Consider the following 18,226-nt stretch of genomic DNA (forward strand, 5'->3'; position numbering starts at 1 on the left):
CGAGCCTACTGGTCCGACGAGAAGCGGAGCGAGGCGTCGGGGAGCGCGGCGCCGCACCACACCCGTACGCCTTCGCGCAGCTCGTTGTCCGCGCCCACCGTGGCGCCGTCCCCGACGACGGCGCCGGACACGACGGTGCGCGCCCCGATCCTGGCGCCCGCGCCGATGAGGGAGTCGGTGATCACCGCGCCGGCCTCGATCACGGCTCCGGCGAGGATCGCGCTGCCGTCGACGCGTGCGCCCTCGGCGACCGTCGCGCCCTCCCCGACCACCGTGCCGCCGGTCAGCTTCGCGTCGGCGGCGACGGACGCGGTCGGCAGGACCAGGCGGTCGCCGCATCGGCCCGGCACCGCCGGGGACGGGGCCCGCCCCAGGACCAGGTCGGCCGAGCCGCGGACGAACGCCTGCGGGGTGCCGAGGTCCAGCCAGTACGTCGAATCGACCATGCCCTGGAGGTGCGCGCCGGAGGACAGCAGGTCGGGGAAGGTCTCGCGTTCGACCGAGACGGGGCGGCCGGTGGGGATCGTGTCGATGACCGAGCGGCGGAAGACGTACGCACCCGCGTTGATCTGGTCGGTGACGATCTCCTCGGGGGTCTGCGGCTTCTCCAGGAAGGCCGTGACCCGGCCCGTGGGGTCGGTGGGGACGAGGCCGAAGGCTCTGGGGTCCTCGACGCGGGTGAGGTGCAGGGAGACGTCGGCGCCCGACGCGGTGTGCGTGGAGACGAGGGCGCCGATGTCGAGACCGGTGAGGATGTCCCCGTTGAAGATGAGGACCGGGTCGTCGGGGGACGAGTGCAGGCGCGAGGCCACGTTGCGGATCGCGCCGCCGGTGCCGAGCGGCTCCTCCTCGGTGACGTACTCCAGGTGCAGACCGAGGGCGGAGCCGTCGCCGAAGTACGGCTCGAAGACTTCGGCGAGGTACGACGTCGCGAGGACGATGTGTTCGACTCCGGCCGCCCGCGCGCGGGCCAGCTGGTGGGTGAGGAAGGGCACACCTGCCGCCGGGACCATGGGCTTGGGCGTGTGCACGGTGAGCGGGCGCAACCGGGTGCCCTTGCCGCCGACCAGGAGGATCGCTTCAGTCACCTTGTCGTCTCTGCTTCCTGCTGGGGCCGGCCGGGTACGGGCAGGCCAGTGTATGCAGACCGTTCGATACGACCCGGTCAGCGCCCCTGCAGGCGGGCTGAGGCGTCCCGGGCCTCGTCGAGCTTGCTGTAGAGGCGGCCTCCCGGACAGTCGGTGGCGTATCCGTCCCGGTGTCCGGAAATGACGTTGAGCTTGACGATGGTGCCCTTCTTGTAGCGGTTGCCGCCGCCGGACTTGAGTGTGGTCTTGGCGCGCGGGTCGGCGCCGTACAGGCCGAGCTTCCAGGCGGTGAGGCGGGCAACGGCGTTGACGACGGCGGCGGGTGGGTCGGACTTGCTGTAGGTACCGAGAACGGCGATGCCCGTGCTGTTGCTGTTGAAACCGAGAGTGTGCGCCCCCAGGACCGGCTTGGCCACACCGCCTGCCCTGCCTTCGTAGATGTTTCCGCACTTGTCGACGGCGAAGTTGTAGCCGAAGTCGCGCCAGCCGCTGCTCTTGACGTGGTAGCGGTAGATACTGCGCAGGACGGAGTCGGCCTGTGAGCAGCTGTAGTTGTTTCCGGTGGCGCTGTGGTGCACGAAGGCCGCTTTGACCCGCTTGGTGTAGACGAAGTTGCGCTCGCGGAGCTGTTCGTTCGCCCCCCAGCCCTTGCGGGTGACGATGCGCGGGCGGGGTCCGATCAGCGGCTTTCCGCCCAGTACGAAGGTCTGGTCCTCCGTCTCGGCCTTGGTCAGCGCCGGTACTTCCGTGGCGCCGAGCGGTACGAGGTCGGCGTTGACGGCGGAGGCCGCGGCGTCCTCGGCGGTCATGAGGGTGGTGCGGGGGTCGTCCGCTTCGACGGCCCCGGTCTGGGCGGCGCTGTCGTCGGCGTTGGCGTCGACGGCGTCGACGGCGGTCTCCGCGGAGGTGGTCGTGGTGCCGGCGGGCGGGTCGTCGCCCGGGTCCACCAGTTCGAGGCGCAGGCCGGACGGGAGCCGGGCGGGGGCGGAGCCTCGGCGGGCGGGTTCCTCGGGGCGTACCCGTACCTCCACGCCGTCGCTGGCGCCGACCCACAGGGGCGCGGTGGAGCCGCGGACCTTCCCGGTCTCGCGTTCCGGCGTGCCGGAGTCGGCGGCGTGGTCGTGGTTGTGGGTTTCGAGGTACTGCCAGCCCGACCAGGCGCCCGTCCCGGTCGAGCGGGTACGGACCTGGGCCGTGCCGTGGAGTTCGGCGCCGGCGTCGTCCCAGACGACCCCGACGAGTGAGAAGGGCTTGGCGTCACGCTCCGTCAGGCCCTGTGGGACGGTGCCGGCGGCGCGGTCGTTGCCGGGGGCGTCCGGCACGAGCGGCACGAGGGGCAGCGACTGGGTGGAGCCCGGTGGCGCCGTACTGGCGGGGACCGGAGCGGCGAGGGCGGCGGTGGGCAGGACCAGAGCCGCGGTGCACGCGACTCCGATCGCGGAAGCAAGGAATGCACGCATGGAGCAGATCTTGGACATAAGTAGACAAATATGTCCATTGGGAAATTGACGCCCCGTCGGCCGAACCGGTGTACGGGCAGCCGTCGCGCACCCCGGGCGACCCGGCCCCCGCCCGGCGGCGCGGCGTACCCTTGCGCGGGTGAACGCCACCGATCGCACCCCCGCCGACCTGCTGCGATCCGCGCTCGCCGCGGACCCGGCCCAGCCACTGGTCACCTTCTACGACGACGCCACCGGCGAACGCGTAGAACTGTCCGTCGCCACCTTCGCCAATTGGGTGGCCAAGACCGCCAATCTGCTCCAGGGCGACCTCGCCGCCGCGCCGGGCCCCCGGCGCGGGCTGCGCCGGCCCGCCCACGGCCAGCCCGCCGTGGGGGTGCCGGCGGGCCCCCCGGTGGGCGGCCCCGCCGACGCCGGCGGCGCCCCGGCCGACGCCGACCTCGTGGTCGCCGGACCCGACACGCTGGAGCAGGCGCGCGCCTGCGGCGGCGAACGGGTGGCGCTCGCGCTGCGCCCCTTGGGCGGCCGTTTCCCGCAGCCGCCCGCCGGATTCGCGGACTACGCCGTCGAGATCCCGGGGCAGGGCGACCGCTTCGCGCCGTACGCGCCCGTCGACCCGGACGGGCCCGCGCTGCGCGTCGGCGGCGCGGAGCTCACCGGCGCCGAAGTCGTCGACCGGGCCCGCGCGGACGCGAAGGCGCTGGGGCTCGCACCCAGGGCCCGGCTGCTGTCCGGACTGGCGTACGACACGTGGGAGGGGCTGTCGTCGGGCCTCTTCGCGCCGCTCGCCATCGGCGGGTCGGTGGTGCTGTGCCGGAACCTCGGCCACCTGTCGGAAGACGGACTCGCCCAGCGGATCAAGAGCGAGCGCGTCACCAACACGGCGGTATCGCAGGCGCCCTGAGTGCCACCCGTCCGGCCCACCGGCTGCCGAGCCCTGCGGCCGGAGGGGCGGGCTCCGGTGGATGATCGGCGGTGCACCGCACAACCATGCGCGAGGTTCGTCCGTCTACCCCTGCGACCGGCGGCCCAGCGCGCCGCCGACTCCGTGAAGGATGGACGCAGACGTGACCGACAGTGCTGGCACGCCCTCCGGACCGGACACGCCGGACGAGGAGGACGAGGCGAAGGGCCGGGCCACGGAGGGTGCGGGCGAGGCGGAGCCCAAGGCCGAGTCGAAGACCGACTCGAAGGACGAGCCGAAGGACGGCGGCGGGAAGACCGGTGAAGGCGACACGAGCCCGCGCGCGGGCGGGGACGCCGAGGCCGATGCCCCCGACGGGAGCTCCGGCGAGGGGGACGGCGCCGGTGCGGACGCCAACGGCTCCCGGCGCTGGCTGCGTTGGACCGCCATCGGCGCGTCCTTCGCCCTCCTGGTCGCGGCCGGCATCGGCTGGTGGCTCTACCGGACGCTCGACGGCAACATCACCACCGACACCACCGCCGCCGCCGAGCTGGAGGAGTACGAGAAGGAACGCCCCACGCCCATCGCGCTGGACGCCCAGAACATCCTGCTCATCGGCTCCGACACCCGCTCCGGCAAGGGCAACAGCAAGTACGGCGCGGACGAGGGCACCCAGCGCTCGGACACGACGATCCTGCTGCACCTGGCCGGCGACCGCGGGAGCGCGACAGCCGTCTCGCTGCCGCGCGACCTGATGGTGGAGGTGCCGAGCTGCCGCAAGCCCGACGGGAAGCGGACGGGCAAGCAGCTCACCCAGTTCAACTCGGCGTTCGAGCTCGGCGGTACGGCGTGCACGATCCGTACGGTCGAGAAACTCACGGGCATCCGCGTGGACCACCACATGGTCGTCGACTTCGCGGGCTTCAAGGGGATGGTCGACGCGGTGCACGGCGTGGAGATCTGCCTCAAGGAGCCGATCGACGACGACGACGCCCTGCTGCGGCTCGACAAGGGCCGCCAGAAGCTGAACGGCGAGCAGGCCCTCGGCTTCGTACGGGCCCGCAAGAGCATCGGCGACGGCAGTGACACCGAGCGCATGGAACGCCAGCAGCGGTTCCTGGGCGCGCTGGTGAACAAGGTGCAGAGCAACGGCGTACTGCTCAACCCGACGCGGCTGTACCCGGTGCTGGACGCGGCGACGAAGTCCCTCACGACGGATCCCGGGCTCGACTCGCTCAAGGACCTGTACAACCTGGTGCGCGGCATGCGGAACATCCCCACCGACCAGGTGCAGTTCATGACGGTGCCCCGGCAGCCGTACCGGCAGGACCCGAACCGCGACGAGCTCGTGGAGCCGGACGCGAGCCGCCTGTTCAAGCAGCTGCGCGAGGACGCGCCGGTCTCCGTCGTACCCGCGGGGTCACAGGAGGAGCGCGGGAAGAGCGGGAGCGACGCCGACGGGAAGCCGGACGACGCGGGCGCGACCAGCCCGGCACCGACACCGACGTTCACCGGGAGCAATGCCGCCACCGACGAGTGCGAGTAAAGCCATGACCAAGGCATGGCCGCCAACTGACGCGGATTGGGCGTATTGCCCAGGTGTAAGGGGAGTGGAATTTGTCACGGACGTCGCCCCGCGTTGAACTGGGCAGATAGTGTGACGCGATCCGGTGCTTCCGGCCCTGAGGTCGCACTGCTGGAAAGAACGCCAGAGGGCCTGGGGGGAGGCGCCTCATGTGGCACCCGACGGAGGACTCAAGCAACCGTGGATGCGCAAAACCGTGGGCGGGCCGAGGAAATCGACCCGGCAGACCAGTGGGTTCTGAACCCGGCCACCGGTGATTACGAGCTGCGACTGGACCAATCCGCTGGGCAGTCGCCCGCCGCGTCCCCCAGAGGCCCCCGTTCCAGAAGAAGCTCCGGCGATGTGGCCACGGCCCCCCGGCGGCAGGTCCCGGCGCAGCGCGGCGGCCGGCGTGCCGCGAACGGCTCCGACGGCAAGGGCTCCGGCGGTTCCGACCCGCAGGCGGGCCGGCGCAAGCGCAAGGTGAAGAAGTCGGGCAAGAAGAAGGCGCTGGTGTGGACCGGCGGTGTGATGGGCTTCGTGCTGGTGGGCGTCTCGGTCGGCGCGTACGTGCTCTACGACCGCCTCAACGGGAACATCAACAAGATCGACGTCGGTGATGCCGCCAACGGGGGCCTCAAGGACGGCCCGCTGAACATTCTGATCATCGGTACGGACAAGCGCACCGGCAAGGGCAACGAGGGCTACGGCGACCGGGAGAACACCACCGGGCACGCCGACACGACGTTCCTCTTCCACGTCTCCGAGGACCGGACCAACGCGACCGCGCTGAGCATTCCCCGCGACCTGAAGACGGACATCCCCGACTGCCCCACCAAGCAGCCGGACGGCTCGACCAAGATCATCCCCGGCAAGGCGTACACGAAGTTCAACGAGAGCTTCGGCGTGGCCGGCCGCGACCCGGGCTGCACCATGCGCACGGTCAAGGAGATCACCGGCGTCCCGATCGACCACTTCATGATGGCCGACTTCAACGCGGTCAAGACGCTGACCACCGCGATCGACGGTGTGGACGTCTGCCTGACCAAGCCCATCAAGGACGACGACTACTCGAAGCTCGACCTGGGCGCGGGCGACCACACCCTCCAGGGCGAGCAGGCGCTCGCGTTCCTGCGCAACCGGCACGGCCTCGGCAACGAGAGCGACCTCGACCGCATCAAGATGCAGCAGCAGTTCATCGCCTCGATGATCCGCAAGATGAAGGAAGAGACGCTGGGCAACCCGAAGCGGATGCTCGCGCTCGCGGACGCGGCCACGAAGGCGCTCACGGTGGACCAGGGCATCGGCGAGATCTCGCAGCTCAAGGGACTGGCCGAGGAACTGGGCCGGATCAACCTCAAGAACATCACGTTCACGACGATCCCCGTCATCGACAACCCCAACGAGAAGGTGCGGGCCACCGTCGTCCTGGACCCGGTCAAGGCCCCCCAGGTCTTCAGCATGCTCCAGAGCGACACCTCCTTCACCGAGGTGAAGAAGAAGGAGAAGGCCGCCAAGAGCAAGCAGGCGGCGCTGCTCAAGGGTCCCAGGGCCGACGCCTCCGAGGTGCGGGTCGACGTCTACAACGGGAGCGACACCGCCGGGGCCGCGCAGAAGACGCTGAACTGGCTCCAGGTCGAGAAGGGCGTGCTCAAGTCCGCGAACAAGAGCAACGCCCCGGAGAAGATCGACAAGACTACGCTTGAGTACGCGCCCAACCAGGCCGACCAGGCACGCAAGCTGGCGGACCTGATGGGCCTGCCCGCCACGGCCATGAAGAAGGGCGCCGACGACGCGGGCGAGATGCAGGCCATGGTCCTGACACTCGGCGCCGACTTCAAGGGCGAGGGGGTGCCGATCACCGGACCGGTGAAGGCGCCCGAGGTGGACAAGGTCGAAGCAGACAAGAAGATCTGCGCACAGTGAAACTCGGGCCACCGGACTGTCCGGCGCCCGAATGACAGGGGGGCCAGGGGTGGGACACAACAGCGTGCGTGAGGAGGGGACGCGAGGGGGCGTCCGGGACGCAGGCGAACGGGGCAGGGGCGGAGCCGACGGCGATGCGGCGGGCGCCGGGTCCGCCGGTGGCGGCCCGCACCGGCGGCGCGGCAGCGGGCACAGACGCGGCGGCAGGGGCGGCAAACGACGGGTGCTGCGCTGGGTGGCGTCCGTACTGTCCCTGCTGATACTCGGCACGGCCGGCGCCGGATACCTGTACTACCGTCACCTCAACAGCTCGCTGAAGAAGGAACAACTCAACCTCGGGGACAAGCCGATGGCCGGCCACAAGGCCAACGCCGCCGGCCAGACCCCGCTGAACATCCTGCTCATCGGTTCGGACGCGCGGAACTCCGACGCCAACAAGCGGCTCGGCGGCGCCAGAGAGACCTTCGACAGCCCGCCGCTGGCCGACGTGCAGATGCTGCTGCACGTCTCCGCCGACCGCAGCAACATCTCCGTCATCAGCATGCCGCGCGACACCCTGCTGAAGATGCCCAAGTGCACCGACCCGGAAACCGGCGAGGTCTACCCGGCGACGACGAACCTGCGGATGACCAACCAGAGCCTCGGCCGCGGCGGTCCCGGTTGCACGGTCGCCACCTGGTACGAACTGACCGGCATCACCATCGACCACTTCATGATGATCGACTTCTCCGGTGTGGTCTCCATGGCGGACGCCATCGGCGGCGTCCCGGTCTGCGTCACCGACAACGTGCACTCCCGCAACAGCAAGGGCGAGGGCTCCGGCCTCAAGCTGGAGAAGGGCACGACCTACGTCAAGGGCAAGCAGGCCCTCCAGTGGCTGCGCACCCGTTACGGCTTCGAGGACGGCACCGACCTCGCGCGTACGCACGGACAGCACATGTACATGAACGCGATGGTCCGGGAGCTGAAGAAGAACACCAAGCTCAGCGACCCGAACAAGCTGCGGAAGCTGGCCTCGGCCGCCACCGGGGCCCTCACCGTCGACGAGGGGCTCGACACCGTCACGAAGCTGTACGACCTCGGCGAGGAGCTCAAGAAGGTCCCGACGGCCCGCATCACCATGGCCACCATGCCGTGGGTGCCGCAGGGCGGACGGGTCCTCCCCAAGCCGGGCGAGGCCGAGCTGCTCTTCAAGATGGTGCGCGAGGACACGCCGCTGGACGGCAGGGCCTCGAAGAAGCAGAAGCCGAAGGCGTCCGAGGACCCGGCCGCACCGGACGCCGAGATCGGCGTGATGGTGCAGAACGGCACCTATACCGACACCCTCGGCTCGGCGACGGGACGTGCGTCGGAGGTCGCCCGCGTACTCGTGGAGAAGGGCTTCGCGCAGGCGAAGGCCGACACCCGCAGCGTCCCCCTGGAGCGGACGACGGTGTACTTCCCGAGCGCGGACCTGGAGGGTGACGCCCAGGCCGTCGCCAAGTCGCTGGGGCTGCCGCCGAGTTCGGCGAAGAAGTCCACCGACGTCTCGGGCGTCACGCTGGTCGTGGGCGCGGACTGGCGTACCGGCAGCGCGTACCCGGAGTCGGCGGCGAAGGACGACGGCAAGAGCACGGCGGAGGCACTGAAGTCCGGCCGTGCGCTCAACGGCGAGGACAGCGAGGCGTGCATGACGGTGCAGCCCGGATTCACCTGGTGACCGCGGCACATTGACGGCGAGCCGGCGGGCAGGTCCTCAGCGGTACGGGGACCTGCCCGCGGTCGTCAGACCGTCGTGGGGCGGACCGCCGGGCGGCGGCTCGCGATGACCTTCTCGGCGAGGGAGCGGGGGCTGGTCAGGAAGCCGTAGCCCCAGGACATGTGCATCGTCGCCAGGGCGAGCGGGATCTGCGCGCGGGCCTTCAGCGACAGGCCCTTGCCGGCCGGGACCGAGCCCGCCACGATCGCCGCCAGGTAGCCGCCCGGTACGAGGAAGCCCCAGGGGGTGAGCGCGGCGCCGACGACGAGGCCCGCGGCGATCGCGCAGACGGCGGTCGGCGGCGCGAGGTAGCGCAGGTTGATCGAACCGGCGTGGTAGCGGGCCACCACGTGGCGCCAGCGGCCGTAGTCCTTGTACTGCTTGGCGAGGGCCTTGACCGAGGGCCTCGGGCGGTACTGGACGCGCAGTTCGGGCGAGAACCAGATCAGGCCGCCCGCCTCGCGGATGCGGAAGTTCAGCTCCCAGTCCTGGGCGCGGATGAACTCCTCGTTGTAGCCGCCCTGCTGCTCCAGGGCCTCGCGGCGGAAGACGCCCAGGTACACGGTCTCGGCCGGAGCGGCCTCGCCGCCGGTGTGGAACGCCGCGTTCCCGACGCCGATCTTCGAGGTCATCGCGGCGGCGACCGCGTCCTCCCAGGCGTTCTCGCCCTCGGCGTGCATGATGCCGCCGACGTTCTGGGCGCCGGTCTCCTCCAGGAGGCGCACGGCGGTCGCGATGTAGTTCGGCGACAGCATCCCGTGCCCGTCGACCCGCACCACGACGGGGTGCCGGGACGCCTTGATGGCGGCGTTCAGCGCGGCGGGGGTGCGGCCCGTCGGGTTGGGGACGGTGCGGACGCGGGGGTCCTCGCGCACCAGCTCGGCGGCGATCTCCTCGGTCCGGTCGGAGGACGGGCCGATGGCGATCACCACCTCCATCTCGCCGTCGTAATCCTGCTCCAGGATGTGGCGGACCGAGTTGCGCAGATGCCGCTCCTCGTTGAGGACCGGCATGATCACGGAGACTGCGGGTGTGGCGTTCATCGGGGGTCACGTTACCGCGAACGGGGGACACGGTCGCGCGGCGGCCGCGTCGCTGCCCGGGGTCGTTGATCGTATGGGCTTACGTTGCTGCCGATCCCCCCATGCCCTCGCGGAGGTCCCCACGTGCCCCAGTCGCCCCGTCCGCAGAAGGGCCGCAGCCGGCGGCGGGACGAGCGCCCGCAGTGGTCGATGCGCCTGTTCACCACGATCTCGGTCCTGGTGCTGTGCGCGGGAGGCATCGGTCACGCCGTGGTCTCCGGGATGGAGACCGGCATCGAACGGGTCGACCCGTTCAAGGACATGAAGAACCGCCCCGCGCCCGGCGACGGCACGAACATCCTGCTCGTCGGCACCGACGGCCGCGACCGGATCACGGCCGAGGAGAAGCGCAAGTACCGGCTGGGCGGCGAGCCGTGCCACTGCACCGACACGATCATGGTGGTGCACATCTCCGCGGACAAGAAGCGGGCGAGCGTCGTGAGCCTGCCGCGCGACAGCTACGCGATGGTCCCGGAGCACACCGACCAGTCCACGGGCAAGCACCACAACGCCCATCCGGCGAAGATCAACGCGGCGTACGCGGAGGGCGGTCCCGGGCTCACGGTCCGGACCGTCGAGCACATGACGAAGGTGAAGATCGACCACTACCTGGAGGTCGACTTCACCAGCTTCATGCGGACGGTGGACGTGATCGGCGGGGTGGAGGTCTGCACGGTCCGCCCGCTGAAGGACGCGTACACCGGTCTCGACCTGCCCGTCGGCAGCCACCGGCTGAACGGCGGGCAGGCCCTCCAGTACGTCCGCTCGCGGCACATCGACGGCGCCGCCGACTTCGGCCGCATGCAGCGCCAGCAGCGTTTCCTCGCGGCGTTCATCGCCAAGGCGGGAACGGCCGGCGTCCTGCTGAACCCGGTCAAGTTCCGCGAGGTGACGTCCACGCTGCTCGGCTCGGTACGGGCGGACAAGGGGTTCGGCACGGAGCAGATGCTGGCCCTGGGGCAGGCGATGCGGGGCTTCCGGCCGGCATCGTCGGAGTTCACGTCCGTGCCGGTCACCGGGGTCAACACCCCCGTGCGGGGCATCGGCTCGACCGTGAAGTGGGACGAGACGAAGGCGGAGAAGCTGTTCCAGCACCTGCGCGAGGACAAGCCGCTCGCGCCGCTGCGGGTCCGCAAGGAGAAGGCCGTCGTGGACGTGCCGCCGCAGCAGATCGCCGTACAGGTCTACAACGGGACGCTGATCCGCGGCCTCGGCAGGCGCGTGGACGACGCGCTGCGCTCCACCGGCTTCCGGACCACCCGGGCCCCCGAGGACGCCGACCGGCACGACGTGAGGCGCACCCTCGTCATGTACGACCCGCGCTGGGACCGTTCGGCGAAGTCCCTCCAGGCGGCGCTGCCCGGCTGCGAGCTGCGGGCGGTGGAGGGTCAGGGCGGGCTGCTGAAGGTGATGGCCGGGACGGACTTCAAGGAGGTGCGGCCGGTACGGGCGGACGATCCGGGCCAGGGCGCGTTCCGTGCGGTCACCGGCGACCAGGTCGTCTGCCCGTAGCGGCCGGCGTCACAGCTCCGTGTCGAGGCCCTCGGCGGCGCGCTTGTCCCGCAGTTCCTTGATGGCGCGGCGCCGCGCGAGGCGGTGCGTACGGCGGATCTGGGCCTCCTGGTAGCGCCGGCGGTCTCGTTCCGTCTCGGGTACGACGGGCGGCACGCGGCGGGGCTTTCCGTCGGCGTCGACGGCGGCGAACACGAGGTAGGCGCTGCCGACCTGGGTGGCGGGGGTCGACTCGTTCCAGCGCTCGGCGAGGACCCGTACGCCGACCTCCATCGAGGACCGGCCCGTCCAGTTGACCTGGGCCTTGACGTGGACCAGGTCCCCCACGCGCACCGGCTCCAGGAAGACCATCTCGTCCATGGAGGCGGTGACGGCCGGCCCGCCGGAGTGCCGTCCGGCGACGGCGCCCGCCGCGTCGTCCACCAGTTTCATGATCACGCCGCCGTGCACCGTGCCGAGGAGGTTGGTGTCGCTGCCGGTCATGATGTGGCTGAGCGTGGTGCGGGACGCCGCGGTGGGCTTGCCCGGAATGTGTTCTTCCGGACTCTGGGATGGATCTGTCATGCCGTCCACCTTATGCGCGGGCGCATTGCATCAGCTTCGCAACAGCCCTGCCCCGATTTCCCACCCGCCCTGTAAGCGCCCCGCACCTTGCCTGCACACTGGTCCGCATGAGCGACTGGCCGGACGGATGGAACGACCGCAGCGACGCGCACGGACGCGGCAGCGGCGGCGCGCAGCCCGAGGGCGCGCGCGTGATGAGGCACGTGCAGCGCGGCCAGGTCCCGCCGCCCGCCTCCCCCGCGCCTCCCGCGCACCGCCCGGTACCGCCGCAGTCGACGGGTTACGACGACGGTTACGGCCAGGGCTCGCGCGGCGACGGCTACAACACCGGCCAGGTCTACGGCGGGGGCGGCGGCCGTCCGCCCCGGGGACCGCGGGCGGGTGCGGCGCCGGACTGGAGACGCCGGATCAAGCTGGGGTCGCTGACGCTGGTCGTCGTGCTCCTCGCCGTGTCGATCGGCACGTACTTCTGGGCGGACGGCAAGCTCAAGCGCGAGGTCGACCTGTCGAAGGTCATCGAGCGCCCGGAGGCCGGCGACGGCACCAACTACCTGATCGTCGGCTCGGACAGCCGTGAGGGCATGTCGGCCGACGACAAGAAGAAGCTGCACACCGGGTCGGCCGAGGGCAAGCGCACCGACTCGATGATGATCCTCCACGACGGCTCCAACGGCCCGACCCTCATCTCGCTGCCGCGCGACTCCGAGGTGGAGATCCCGTCCTTCGTCGGATCCGAGTCCGGCAAGACGTTCCCGGGCCAGGGCCGGCGCGTGAAGCTGAACGCGGCGTACGCCGAGGACGGCCCGGAGCTGCTGGTCCGTACCGTCGAGCACAACACCAAGCTGCGCATCGACCACTACGTCGAGATCGGTTTCGCCGGCTTCGCCAACATCGTGGACGCGATCGGCGGGGTGGAGATGGACATCCCCAAGGCGTTCAAGGACAAGAAGTCGGGCGCCGACTTCCAGGCCGGCAAGCAGACGCTGAACGGCGAGCAGTCGCTGGCGTTCGTCCGCACGCGGTACGCGTTCGCGGGCAGCGACCTGGACCGTACGAAGAACCAGCAGAAGTTCCTGGCGGCGCTCGCGAGCCAGACGGCGACGCCGGGCACGATCCTCAACCCGTTCAAGCTCTACCCGACGATGGGCGCCGGCCTCGACACGCTGATCGTCGACGAGGACATGAGCCTGTGGTCGCTGAGCCAGATGTTCTTCGCGATGAAGGGCGTCACGGGCGGCGACGGCACGTCGATGAACATTCCGATCTCGGGCAGCAACGGCGGCAACCTGGTCTGGGACAAGGCGAAGGTCGCGCAGCTCGTGGAGCAGCTGAAGAACGACGAGAAGGTCACGGTCACCGGCAACTGACCGCTCATGCCGAAGGGGCCCGGACGGATCACCGTCCGGGCCCCTTCGTCGTGCGTGACGCGTGTCGTGCGTGAAGCGTGACGTGCGTGACGTGCCTCGTGCGTTACGGCAGGTTGCGGGCCATGACGATGCGCTGGACCTGGTTCGTGCCCTCGTAGATCTGGGTGATCTTGGCGTCGCGCATCATGCGCTCGACCGGGTAGTCGCGGGTGTAGCCGTAGCCGCCGAGGAGCTGGACGGCGTCCGTGGTGGCCTCCATGGCGACGTCGGAGGCGAAGCACTTCGCCGCCGCGCCGAGGTAGGTCAGGTCGGCGTCGACGCGCTCGGAGGCGGCGGCGGCCTGGTAGGTGAGGGCCCGGGCGGCGGAGATCTTCATCGCCATGTCGGCCAGCATGAACTGGACGCCCTGGAAATCACCGATCGGCTTGCCGAACTGCTTGCGCTCCTGGACGTAGCCCTTGGCGTAGTCGAGGGCGCCCTGGGCGATGCCGAGGGCCTGGGCCGCGATGGTGATGCGGGTGTGGTCCAGGGTCTTCATCGCCGTGGCGAAGCCGGTGCCCTCCTCGCCGATCATGCGGTCGGCGGGGATGCGGACGTTGTCGAGGTAGACCTCGCGGGTCGGCGAGCCCTTGATGCCGAGCTTGCGCTCCGGCGCGCCGAAGGAGACGCCCTCGTCCGACTTCTCGACGACGAAGGCGCTGATGCCCTTGGAGCGCTTGGTGGGGTCGGTGACGGCCATGACCGTGTAGTACTCGCTGACGCCGGCGTTGGTGATCCACCGCTTCACGCCGTTGAGGACCCAGTAGTCGCCGTCGCGGACGGCCCTGGTCTTCATGCCGGCCGCGTCGGAGCCGGCGTCCGGCTCGGAGAGGCAGTACGAGAACATGCCGTCGCCCTTGGCGAGCGGCGTCATGTACTTCTTCTTCAGGTCCTCGCTGCCGGAGAGGATCACGGGGAGCGAGCCGAGCTTGTTGACCGCCGGGATCAGCGAGGAGGAGGCGCAGACGCGCGCGACCTCTTCGATGACGATGACGGTGGCCAGCGCGTCGGCGCCCGCGCCGCCGTACGCCTCGGGGACGTGGATGGCCTGGAGGTCGTTGGCGACCAGCGCGTCCAGGGCCTCCTGCGGGAAGCGGGCCTCCTCGTCGACCGCGGCCGCGTGCGGCGCGATCTTCGCCTCGGCGAGCGAGCGGACCGCGTCACGGAGCATGTCGTGCTCTTCGGACGGGCGGTACAGGTCGAAATCAGGCGAGCCTGCCAAGGTCTCTCACTCCCCAAGGATGCTAACTACCGTTAAGTAACCCAATTTTAGGGGGTGGGCCGCCCGCGGGGATACGTGAGCTTGCCGACAGGCGGCGACACGAGGACAGGTTCCCGCCGCCGGGCCGGACTATGCTCGACCGGCGAATGTCTGCCCGTACCTCTCTGGAGCACCACATGGCCCTCAAGATCACTGTGATCGGCACCGGGTACCTCGGCGCGACCCACGCCGCGGCCATGGCTGAGCTGGGCTTCGAGGTGCTGGGGCTCGACGTGGTGCCCGAGAAGATCGAGACGCTGTCCGCCGGCCGGGTCCCGATGTACGAACCGGGGCTGGAGGAACTGCTGCGCAAGCACGTCGCCGGCATCGAGGGCTCCAGCGGCCGGCTGCGCTTCACCACCTCCTGGGAGGAGGTCGGCGCGTTCGGCGACGTGCACTTCGTGTGCGTGAACACGCCGCAGAAGCACGGCGAGTACGCGTGCGACATGAGTTACGTCGAATCCGCCTTCCGCTCGCTCGCGCCGCAGCTCACGCGGCCCGCCCTGGTGGTCGGCAAGTCGACCGTCCCGGTCGGCAGCGCCGCCCGGCTCGCCGCGCTGCTCACGGAGCTGGCGCCCGCCGGAGCGGATGCGGAGCTCGCTTGGAACCCGGAGTTCCTGCGCGAGGGCTTCGCCGTGCAGGACACCCTGCACCCGGACCGGATCGTCGCGGGCGTGGAGAGCGAGCGGGCGGAGAAGCTGCTGCGCGAGGTGTACGCCGGGCCGATCGGGGAGGGCTCGCCGTTCGTGGTGACGGACTTCCCCACCGCCGAACTGGTGAAGACGTCCGCGAACTCCTTCCTGGCGACGAAGATCTCCTTCATCAACGCCATGGCCGAGGTCTGCGAGGCGGCCGACGGCGACGTCGTGAAGCTGGCCGAGGCCATCGGGTACGACGAGCGGATCGGCAAGAAGTTCCTGCGGGCCGGCATCGGCTTCGGCGGCGGCTGCCTGCCGAAGGACATCCGGGCGTTCATGGCCCGCGCGGGTGAGCTGGGCGCCGACCAGGCACTCACCTTCCTGCGCGAGGTCGACTCCATCAACATGCGCCGCCGCGGGCACATGGTGGAGCTGGCGCGCGAGGCGGTCGGCGGCAGCGGCGGGTTCCTGGGCAAGCGGGTCGCGGTGCTGGGCGCCACGTTCAAGCCGGACTCGGACGACGTACGGGACTCCCCCGCGCTGAACGTCGCCGGGCAGATCCACCTCCAGGGCGGCCAGGTCACCGTCTACGACCCGAAGGGCATGGAGAACGCGCAGCGGCTCTTCCCGACCCTGGGCTACGCCCCGACCGCCGTCGACGCCGTGCGCGGCGCGGACGTGGTGCTGCACCTGACGGAGTGGCGCGAGTTCCGGGAGCTGGACCCGGCGGTGCTGGGCGAGGTGGCCTCCGAGCGGCTGATCCTGGACGGCCGCAACGCGCTGGACCCGGAGCTGTGGCGCGAGGCGGGCTGGACGTACCGGGCGATGGGCCGCCCCAAGGCGTAGCTCAGCCGCGGGCGCGGGCGGCGCGGTACGTGCGCATCTTCGCGCGGCTGCCGCAGACCGCCATCGTGCACCAGCGGCTGCGGCCCGCCGGGCTGCGGTCGTAGTACGCCCATCGGCAGTCCTCGGCCTCGCACGCCTTGAGCCGTCGCCAGGTGCCGTCGGCGTGGGCCGCCGCGATGGCCGCCGCGACGCGCGACGCGAGGGCTCCGGGGTCCGCTGGGCGCAGCGCGGCCGCGCCCCCGCCGTCCACGGTGACGAGCAGTGGGGCCGCCGCCAGCAGCCGGTCGAGGGGCGCGGTGTCCACCGGGTGGCCCGCGTGGGCCAGGCATGCCGCGCGCAGGGCCTCGCGCAGTTCGCGCGCCGCCGGCAGGTCCGCCTCGGTGAGCCCGAAGGCCGCCCGGCCGGCCTCCGTGTCGAGGGAGTCGGCACCCTTCTCCACGTCGAGCGTGTTCACCAGGGCTTCCACCAGTGCGAGGTCTCCCGGCGCGGGTGCCCTGTCATTCATGGTTGCGAGGTTACCCCTTATGCGGGAGCATGCAGTAACGGTTACTGGTTGAGCGAGCCAACCGGTAACACCTTCACTCCCCGGAGGACTTCACCATGAGCAGCACCACAGCCGTCGCCAAGCTGGGCGCGGTCGTTCTGGACTGTCCTGACCCGCAAGCCCTCGCACGCTTCTACGCACCGCTGCTGGGCGGGGTGCCCGAGGTCACCGACGGAGGGAAGTGGGTCGACCTCACCGGTTACGAGGGGACGCCGCTGGCCTTCCAGGAGGCGCCCGGGTTCGTGCCGCCGCGGTGGCCGTCGCCGGACGGCTCGCAGCAGTTCCACCTCGACCTGACGGTCGACGATCTCGACGCGGCGGAAGAACGGGTGCTCGCACTCGGTGCGAAGCCGCTGGACGCGGCCGACCCGGACAGGTCGTGGCGGGTCTACGCCGACCCGGCCGGGCACCCGTTCTGCCTCTGCGCCTGCTGACCTCGCTCCGTCACGTGACGACGGGGGCGGGGCGGCGGCGGGCGGCGCGGGAGGTGAACTCCGTGTCCCGTACGACCCGGGCCGCGTTGCCCCACGTCAGCAGGGCCAGATCGGCCTCGTCCCAGCCGCGGTCGATCAGCTCCGCGAGGAGGTGCGGGTAGCAGGAGACGTCCCTCAGGTCGTCCCCGTGCGGTACGTCGGCCACATCGGCCCCGTACATACCGCTCAGCCCCACGCAGTGCCGCCCGGCCACCTCGCGCACGTGGTCGAGGTGATCGGCCACCCGGCGCACCGTCTGCTCCGGGGCGAACCCGACCATGCACACGCCCTTGTCGGGGGTGAGGGCACGCAGTACGTCGTCGGAGGCGTTCGCCGGGGCGTCGGTCAGCGCGCCGGCTCCCGAGTGGGACAGGATCACCGGGGCGCGGCTGACGGACAGCACGCCGCGGACGGCCTCCTCGGGGGCGCCGGTCAGGTCGATGAGTACGCCGAGGCGGTTCATCTCCCGTACGACCTCCCGGCCGAACGGGGTCAGCCCCTCACCCTTCGGGCCGGCCCAACGGGTGCCGGCGAACACGACGCTGCGGACGCCGAGCGCGTGGTACGCGCGGAGCGTGCCGAGGGAGTCGCCCAGGGCGTGGCCCGCGACGGGGCCGAGCAGGGAGGCGATGCGCCCGCAGTTGCGGGCGTCGGCCATGTCGCCGGCGGTGAGGGCGAGGCGCAGGCCCTCGGGGTAGGCGGCCACGACCTTCTTGACGAGGTCGATCTGTTCCAGGGTGGCGCTGATCGCCCGGTCGCCGGCGTACTCCGCCGGGACGAGCAGGGACCAGAACTGGGCACCCACTCCGCCGTCGCGCAGGCGGGGGATGTCGGTGTCCAGCGTGCTCTCGCCGAGTTCGAGATCGTGCCACTGGCGCTGCCCGAGGATCGACGCGAGCCGGTTGAAACCGTCGGCGACGGGATGCTCGACGAGGAGCGCGCGGGCGCGGGCCAGGCTGTCGTCGGGGGCGGGCGGCGGGTCGTCCTCCCCCACGGGCTCGTGGAACACCAGCTCGTCGAGCTCTTCGGGTGACGCCGGCTCCGGAAGCTCCGGGACATCCGTCCCCAGTATTCGGTCGAGCTCGCCGACCGCGGTGGTGGACGAGGTGTGCGGGTCGTCCTGCAGATCTGCCATGACGGGACTCCGAATTCATCGGACGCAGTACGGCCACGGTGTCACGGGAGCGGCGAGGCTTCTCGGCGGACGGCGCGTTCGGGGT

General features: G+C 70.9%; 15 protein-coding genes. 8 read left to right on the forward strand and 7 right to left on the reverse strand.

Translation table 11 applies throughout. From position 1 onward, the window contains the following. Nucleotides 1–5: 5 nt before the first annotated feature. Nucleotides 6–1,088, reverse strand: coding sequence for a sugar phosphate nucleotidyltransferase (locus tag ACWGH0_RS05800; RefSeq protein WP_453402887.1), 1,083 nt, complete (start codon nt 1,086–1,088; stop codon nt 6–8). A 77-nt stretch (nt 1,089–1,165) separates the two neighbouring features. Beyond that, entirely contained in the window at nt 1,166–2,548 is a 1,383-nt protein-coding gene (locus ACWGH0_RS05805) for a peptidoglycan recognition protein family protein (protein WP_453402888.1), read from the reverse strand. A 139-nt stretch (nt 2,549–2,687) separates the two neighbouring features. Here ACWGH0_RS05805 and ACWGH0_RS05810 point away from each other — a divergent pair, with 139 nt between their 5' ends. The 4 genes from ACWGH0_RS05810 (at nt 2,688) to ACWGH0_RS05825 (ending at nt 8,641) form a co-directional block, all read left to right on the forward strand. Beyond that, a complete protein-coding gene (locus ACWGH0_RS05810) occupies nt 2,688–3,452 on the forward strand; it encodes a TIGR03089 family protein (protein ID WP_453402889.1) in 765 nt (254 codons plus the stop codon). Nucleotides 3,453–3,615: 163 nt separating this feature from the next. Beyond that, a complete protein-coding gene (locus ACWGH0_RS05815) occupies nt 3,616–4,998 on the forward strand; it encodes an LCP family glycopolymer transferase (protein WP_453402890.1) in 1,383 nt (460 codons plus the stop codon). A gap of 219 nt (nt 4,999–5,217) precedes the next feature. Continuing rightward, nucleotides 5,218–6,942: an LCP family protein gene (locus ACWGH0_RS05820; RefSeq protein WP_453402891.1), complete on the forward strand. Its 1,725-nt coding sequence runs from the start codon at nt 5,218–5,220 to the stop codon at nt 6,940–6,942. A gap of 31 nt (nt 6,943–6,973) precedes the next feature. After that, complete coding sequence (locus ACWGH0_RS05825; protein WP_453402892.1) at nt 6,974–8,641, forward strand: LCP family protein; 1,668 nt, start codon at nt 6,974–6,976, stop codon at nt 8,639–8,641. Nucleotides 8,642–8,706: 65 nt separating this feature from the next. On the opposite strand, the gene ACWGH0_RS05830 is transcribed toward ACWGH0_RS05825, so the two are convergent. Beyond that, nucleotides 8,707–9,723, reverse strand: coding sequence for a glycosyltransferase family 2 protein (locus ACWGH0_RS05830; protein ID WP_453402893.1), 1,017 nt, complete (start codon nt 9,721–9,723; stop codon nt 8,707–8,709). Between the two features lie 87 nt (nt 9,724–9,810). Between ACWGH0_RS05830 and ACWGH0_RS05835 the strand changes: the two genes are divergently transcribed. Further along, a complete protein-coding gene (locus ACWGH0_RS05835) occupies nt 9,811–11,274 on the forward strand; it encodes an LCP family protein (protein WP_453403004.1) in 1,464 nt (487 codons plus the stop codon). 9 nt (nt 11,275–11,283) lie between these two features. Here ACWGH0_RS05835 and ACWGH0_RS05840 read toward each other — a convergent pair whose 3' ends face one another. Further along, the gene (locus ACWGH0_RS05840; RefSeq protein ID WP_453402894.1) at nt 11,284–11,838 is read right to left on the reverse strand and encodes an acyl-CoA thioesterase; all 555 of its coding nucleotides are present in this window, start codon (nt 11,836–11,838) and stop codon (nt 11,284–11,286) included. Nucleotides 11,839–11,945: 107 nt separating this feature from the next. On the opposite strand from ACWGH0_RS05840, the gene ACWGH0_RS05845 reads away from it, so the two are divergent. Next, nucleotides 11,946–13,205: an LCP family protein gene (locus ACWGH0_RS05845; protein ID WP_453402895.1), complete on the forward strand. Its 1,260-nt coding sequence runs from the start codon at nt 11,946–11,948 to the stop codon at nt 13,203–13,205. A 103-nt stretch (nt 13,206–13,308) separates the two neighbouring features. Here ACWGH0_RS05845 and ACWGH0_RS05850 read toward each other — a convergent pair whose 3' ends face one another. Next, entirely contained in the window at nt 13,309–14,466 is a 1,158-nt protein-coding gene (locus ACWGH0_RS05850; protein ID WP_453402896.1) for an acyl-CoA dehydrogenase family protein, read from the reverse strand. A 176-nt stretch (nt 14,467–14,642) separates the two neighbouring features. On the opposite strand from ACWGH0_RS05850, the gene ACWGH0_RS05855 reads away from it, so the two are divergent. Next, nucleotides 14,643–15,989 (forward strand): UDP-glucose dehydrogenase family protein, encoded by a 1,347-nt coding sequence (locus tag ACWGH0_RS05855; protein WP_453403005.1) that lies wholly within the window; start codon nt 14,643–14,645, stop codon nt 15,987–15,989. A 1-nt stretch (nt 15,990) separates the two neighbouring features. Here ACWGH0_RS05855 and ACWGH0_RS05860 read toward each other — a convergent pair whose 3' ends face one another. Then, on the reverse strand, nt 15,991–16,494 hold the full coding sequence (locus tag ACWGH0_RS05860; RefSeq protein ID WP_453402897.1) for a CGNR zinc finger domain-containing protein: 504 nt from the start codon (nt 16,492–16,494) through the stop codon (nt 15,991–15,993). Nucleotides 16,495–16,589: 95 nt separating this feature from the next. Between ACWGH0_RS05860 and ACWGH0_RS05865 the strand changes: the two genes are divergently transcribed. Beyond that, entirely contained in the window at nt 16,590–16,967 is a 378-nt protein-coding gene (locus ACWGH0_RS05865) for a VOC family protein (protein WP_453402898.1), read from the forward strand. Nucleotides 16,968–16,977: 10 nt separating this feature from the next. Here ACWGH0_RS05865 and ACWGH0_RS05870 read toward each other — a convergent pair whose 3' ends face one another. Further along, the gene (locus tag ACWGH0_RS05870) at nt 16,978–18,141 is read right to left on the reverse strand and encodes a dipeptidase (RefSeq protein WP_453402899.1); all 1,164 of its coding nucleotides are present in this window, start codon (nt 18,139–18,141) and stop codon (nt 16,978–16,980) included. Nucleotides 18,142–18,226 lie beyond the last annotated feature (85 nt).

The organism is Streptomyces sp. NPDC054887, from assembly GCF_053610585.1.

Coding starts and splice junctions, on each gene's coding strand:
- ACWGH0_RS05825 (WP_453402892.1), top strand. CDS start 6,974: ATGACAGGGGGGCCAGGGGTGGGACACAACAGCGTGCGTGAGGAGGGG.
- ACWGH0_RS05855 (WP_453403005.1), top strand. CDS start 14,643: ATGGCCCTCAAGATCACTGTGATCGGCACCGGGTACCTCGGCGCGACC.
- ACWGH0_RS05830 (WP_453402893.1), bottom strand. CDS start 9,723: ATGAACGCCACACCCGCAGTCTCCGTGATCATGCCGGTCCTCAACGAG.
- ACWGH0_RS05870 (WP_453402899.1), bottom strand. CDS start 18,141: ATGGCAGATCTGCAGGACGACCCGCACACCTCGTCCACCACCGCGGTC.
- ACWGH0_RS05865 (WP_453402898.1), top strand. CDS start 16,590: ATGAGCAGCACCACAGCCGTCGCCAAGCTGGGCGCGGTCGTTCTGGAC.
- ACWGH0_RS05805 (WP_453402888.1), bottom strand. CDS start 2,548: ATGCGTGCATTCCTTGCTTCCGCGATCGGAGTCGCGTGCACCGCGGCT.
- ACWGH0_RS05860 (WP_453402897.1), bottom strand. CDS start 16,494: ATGAATGACAGGGCACCCGCGCCGGGAGACCTCGCACTGGTGGAAGCC.
- ACWGH0_RS05840 (WP_453402894.1), bottom strand. CDS start 11,838: ATGACAGATCCATCCCAGAGTCCGGAAGAACACATTCCGGGCAAGCCC.
- ACWGH0_RS05845 (WP_453402895.1), top strand. CDS start 11,946: ATGAGCGACTGGCCGGACGGATGGAACGACCGCAGCGACGCGCACGGA.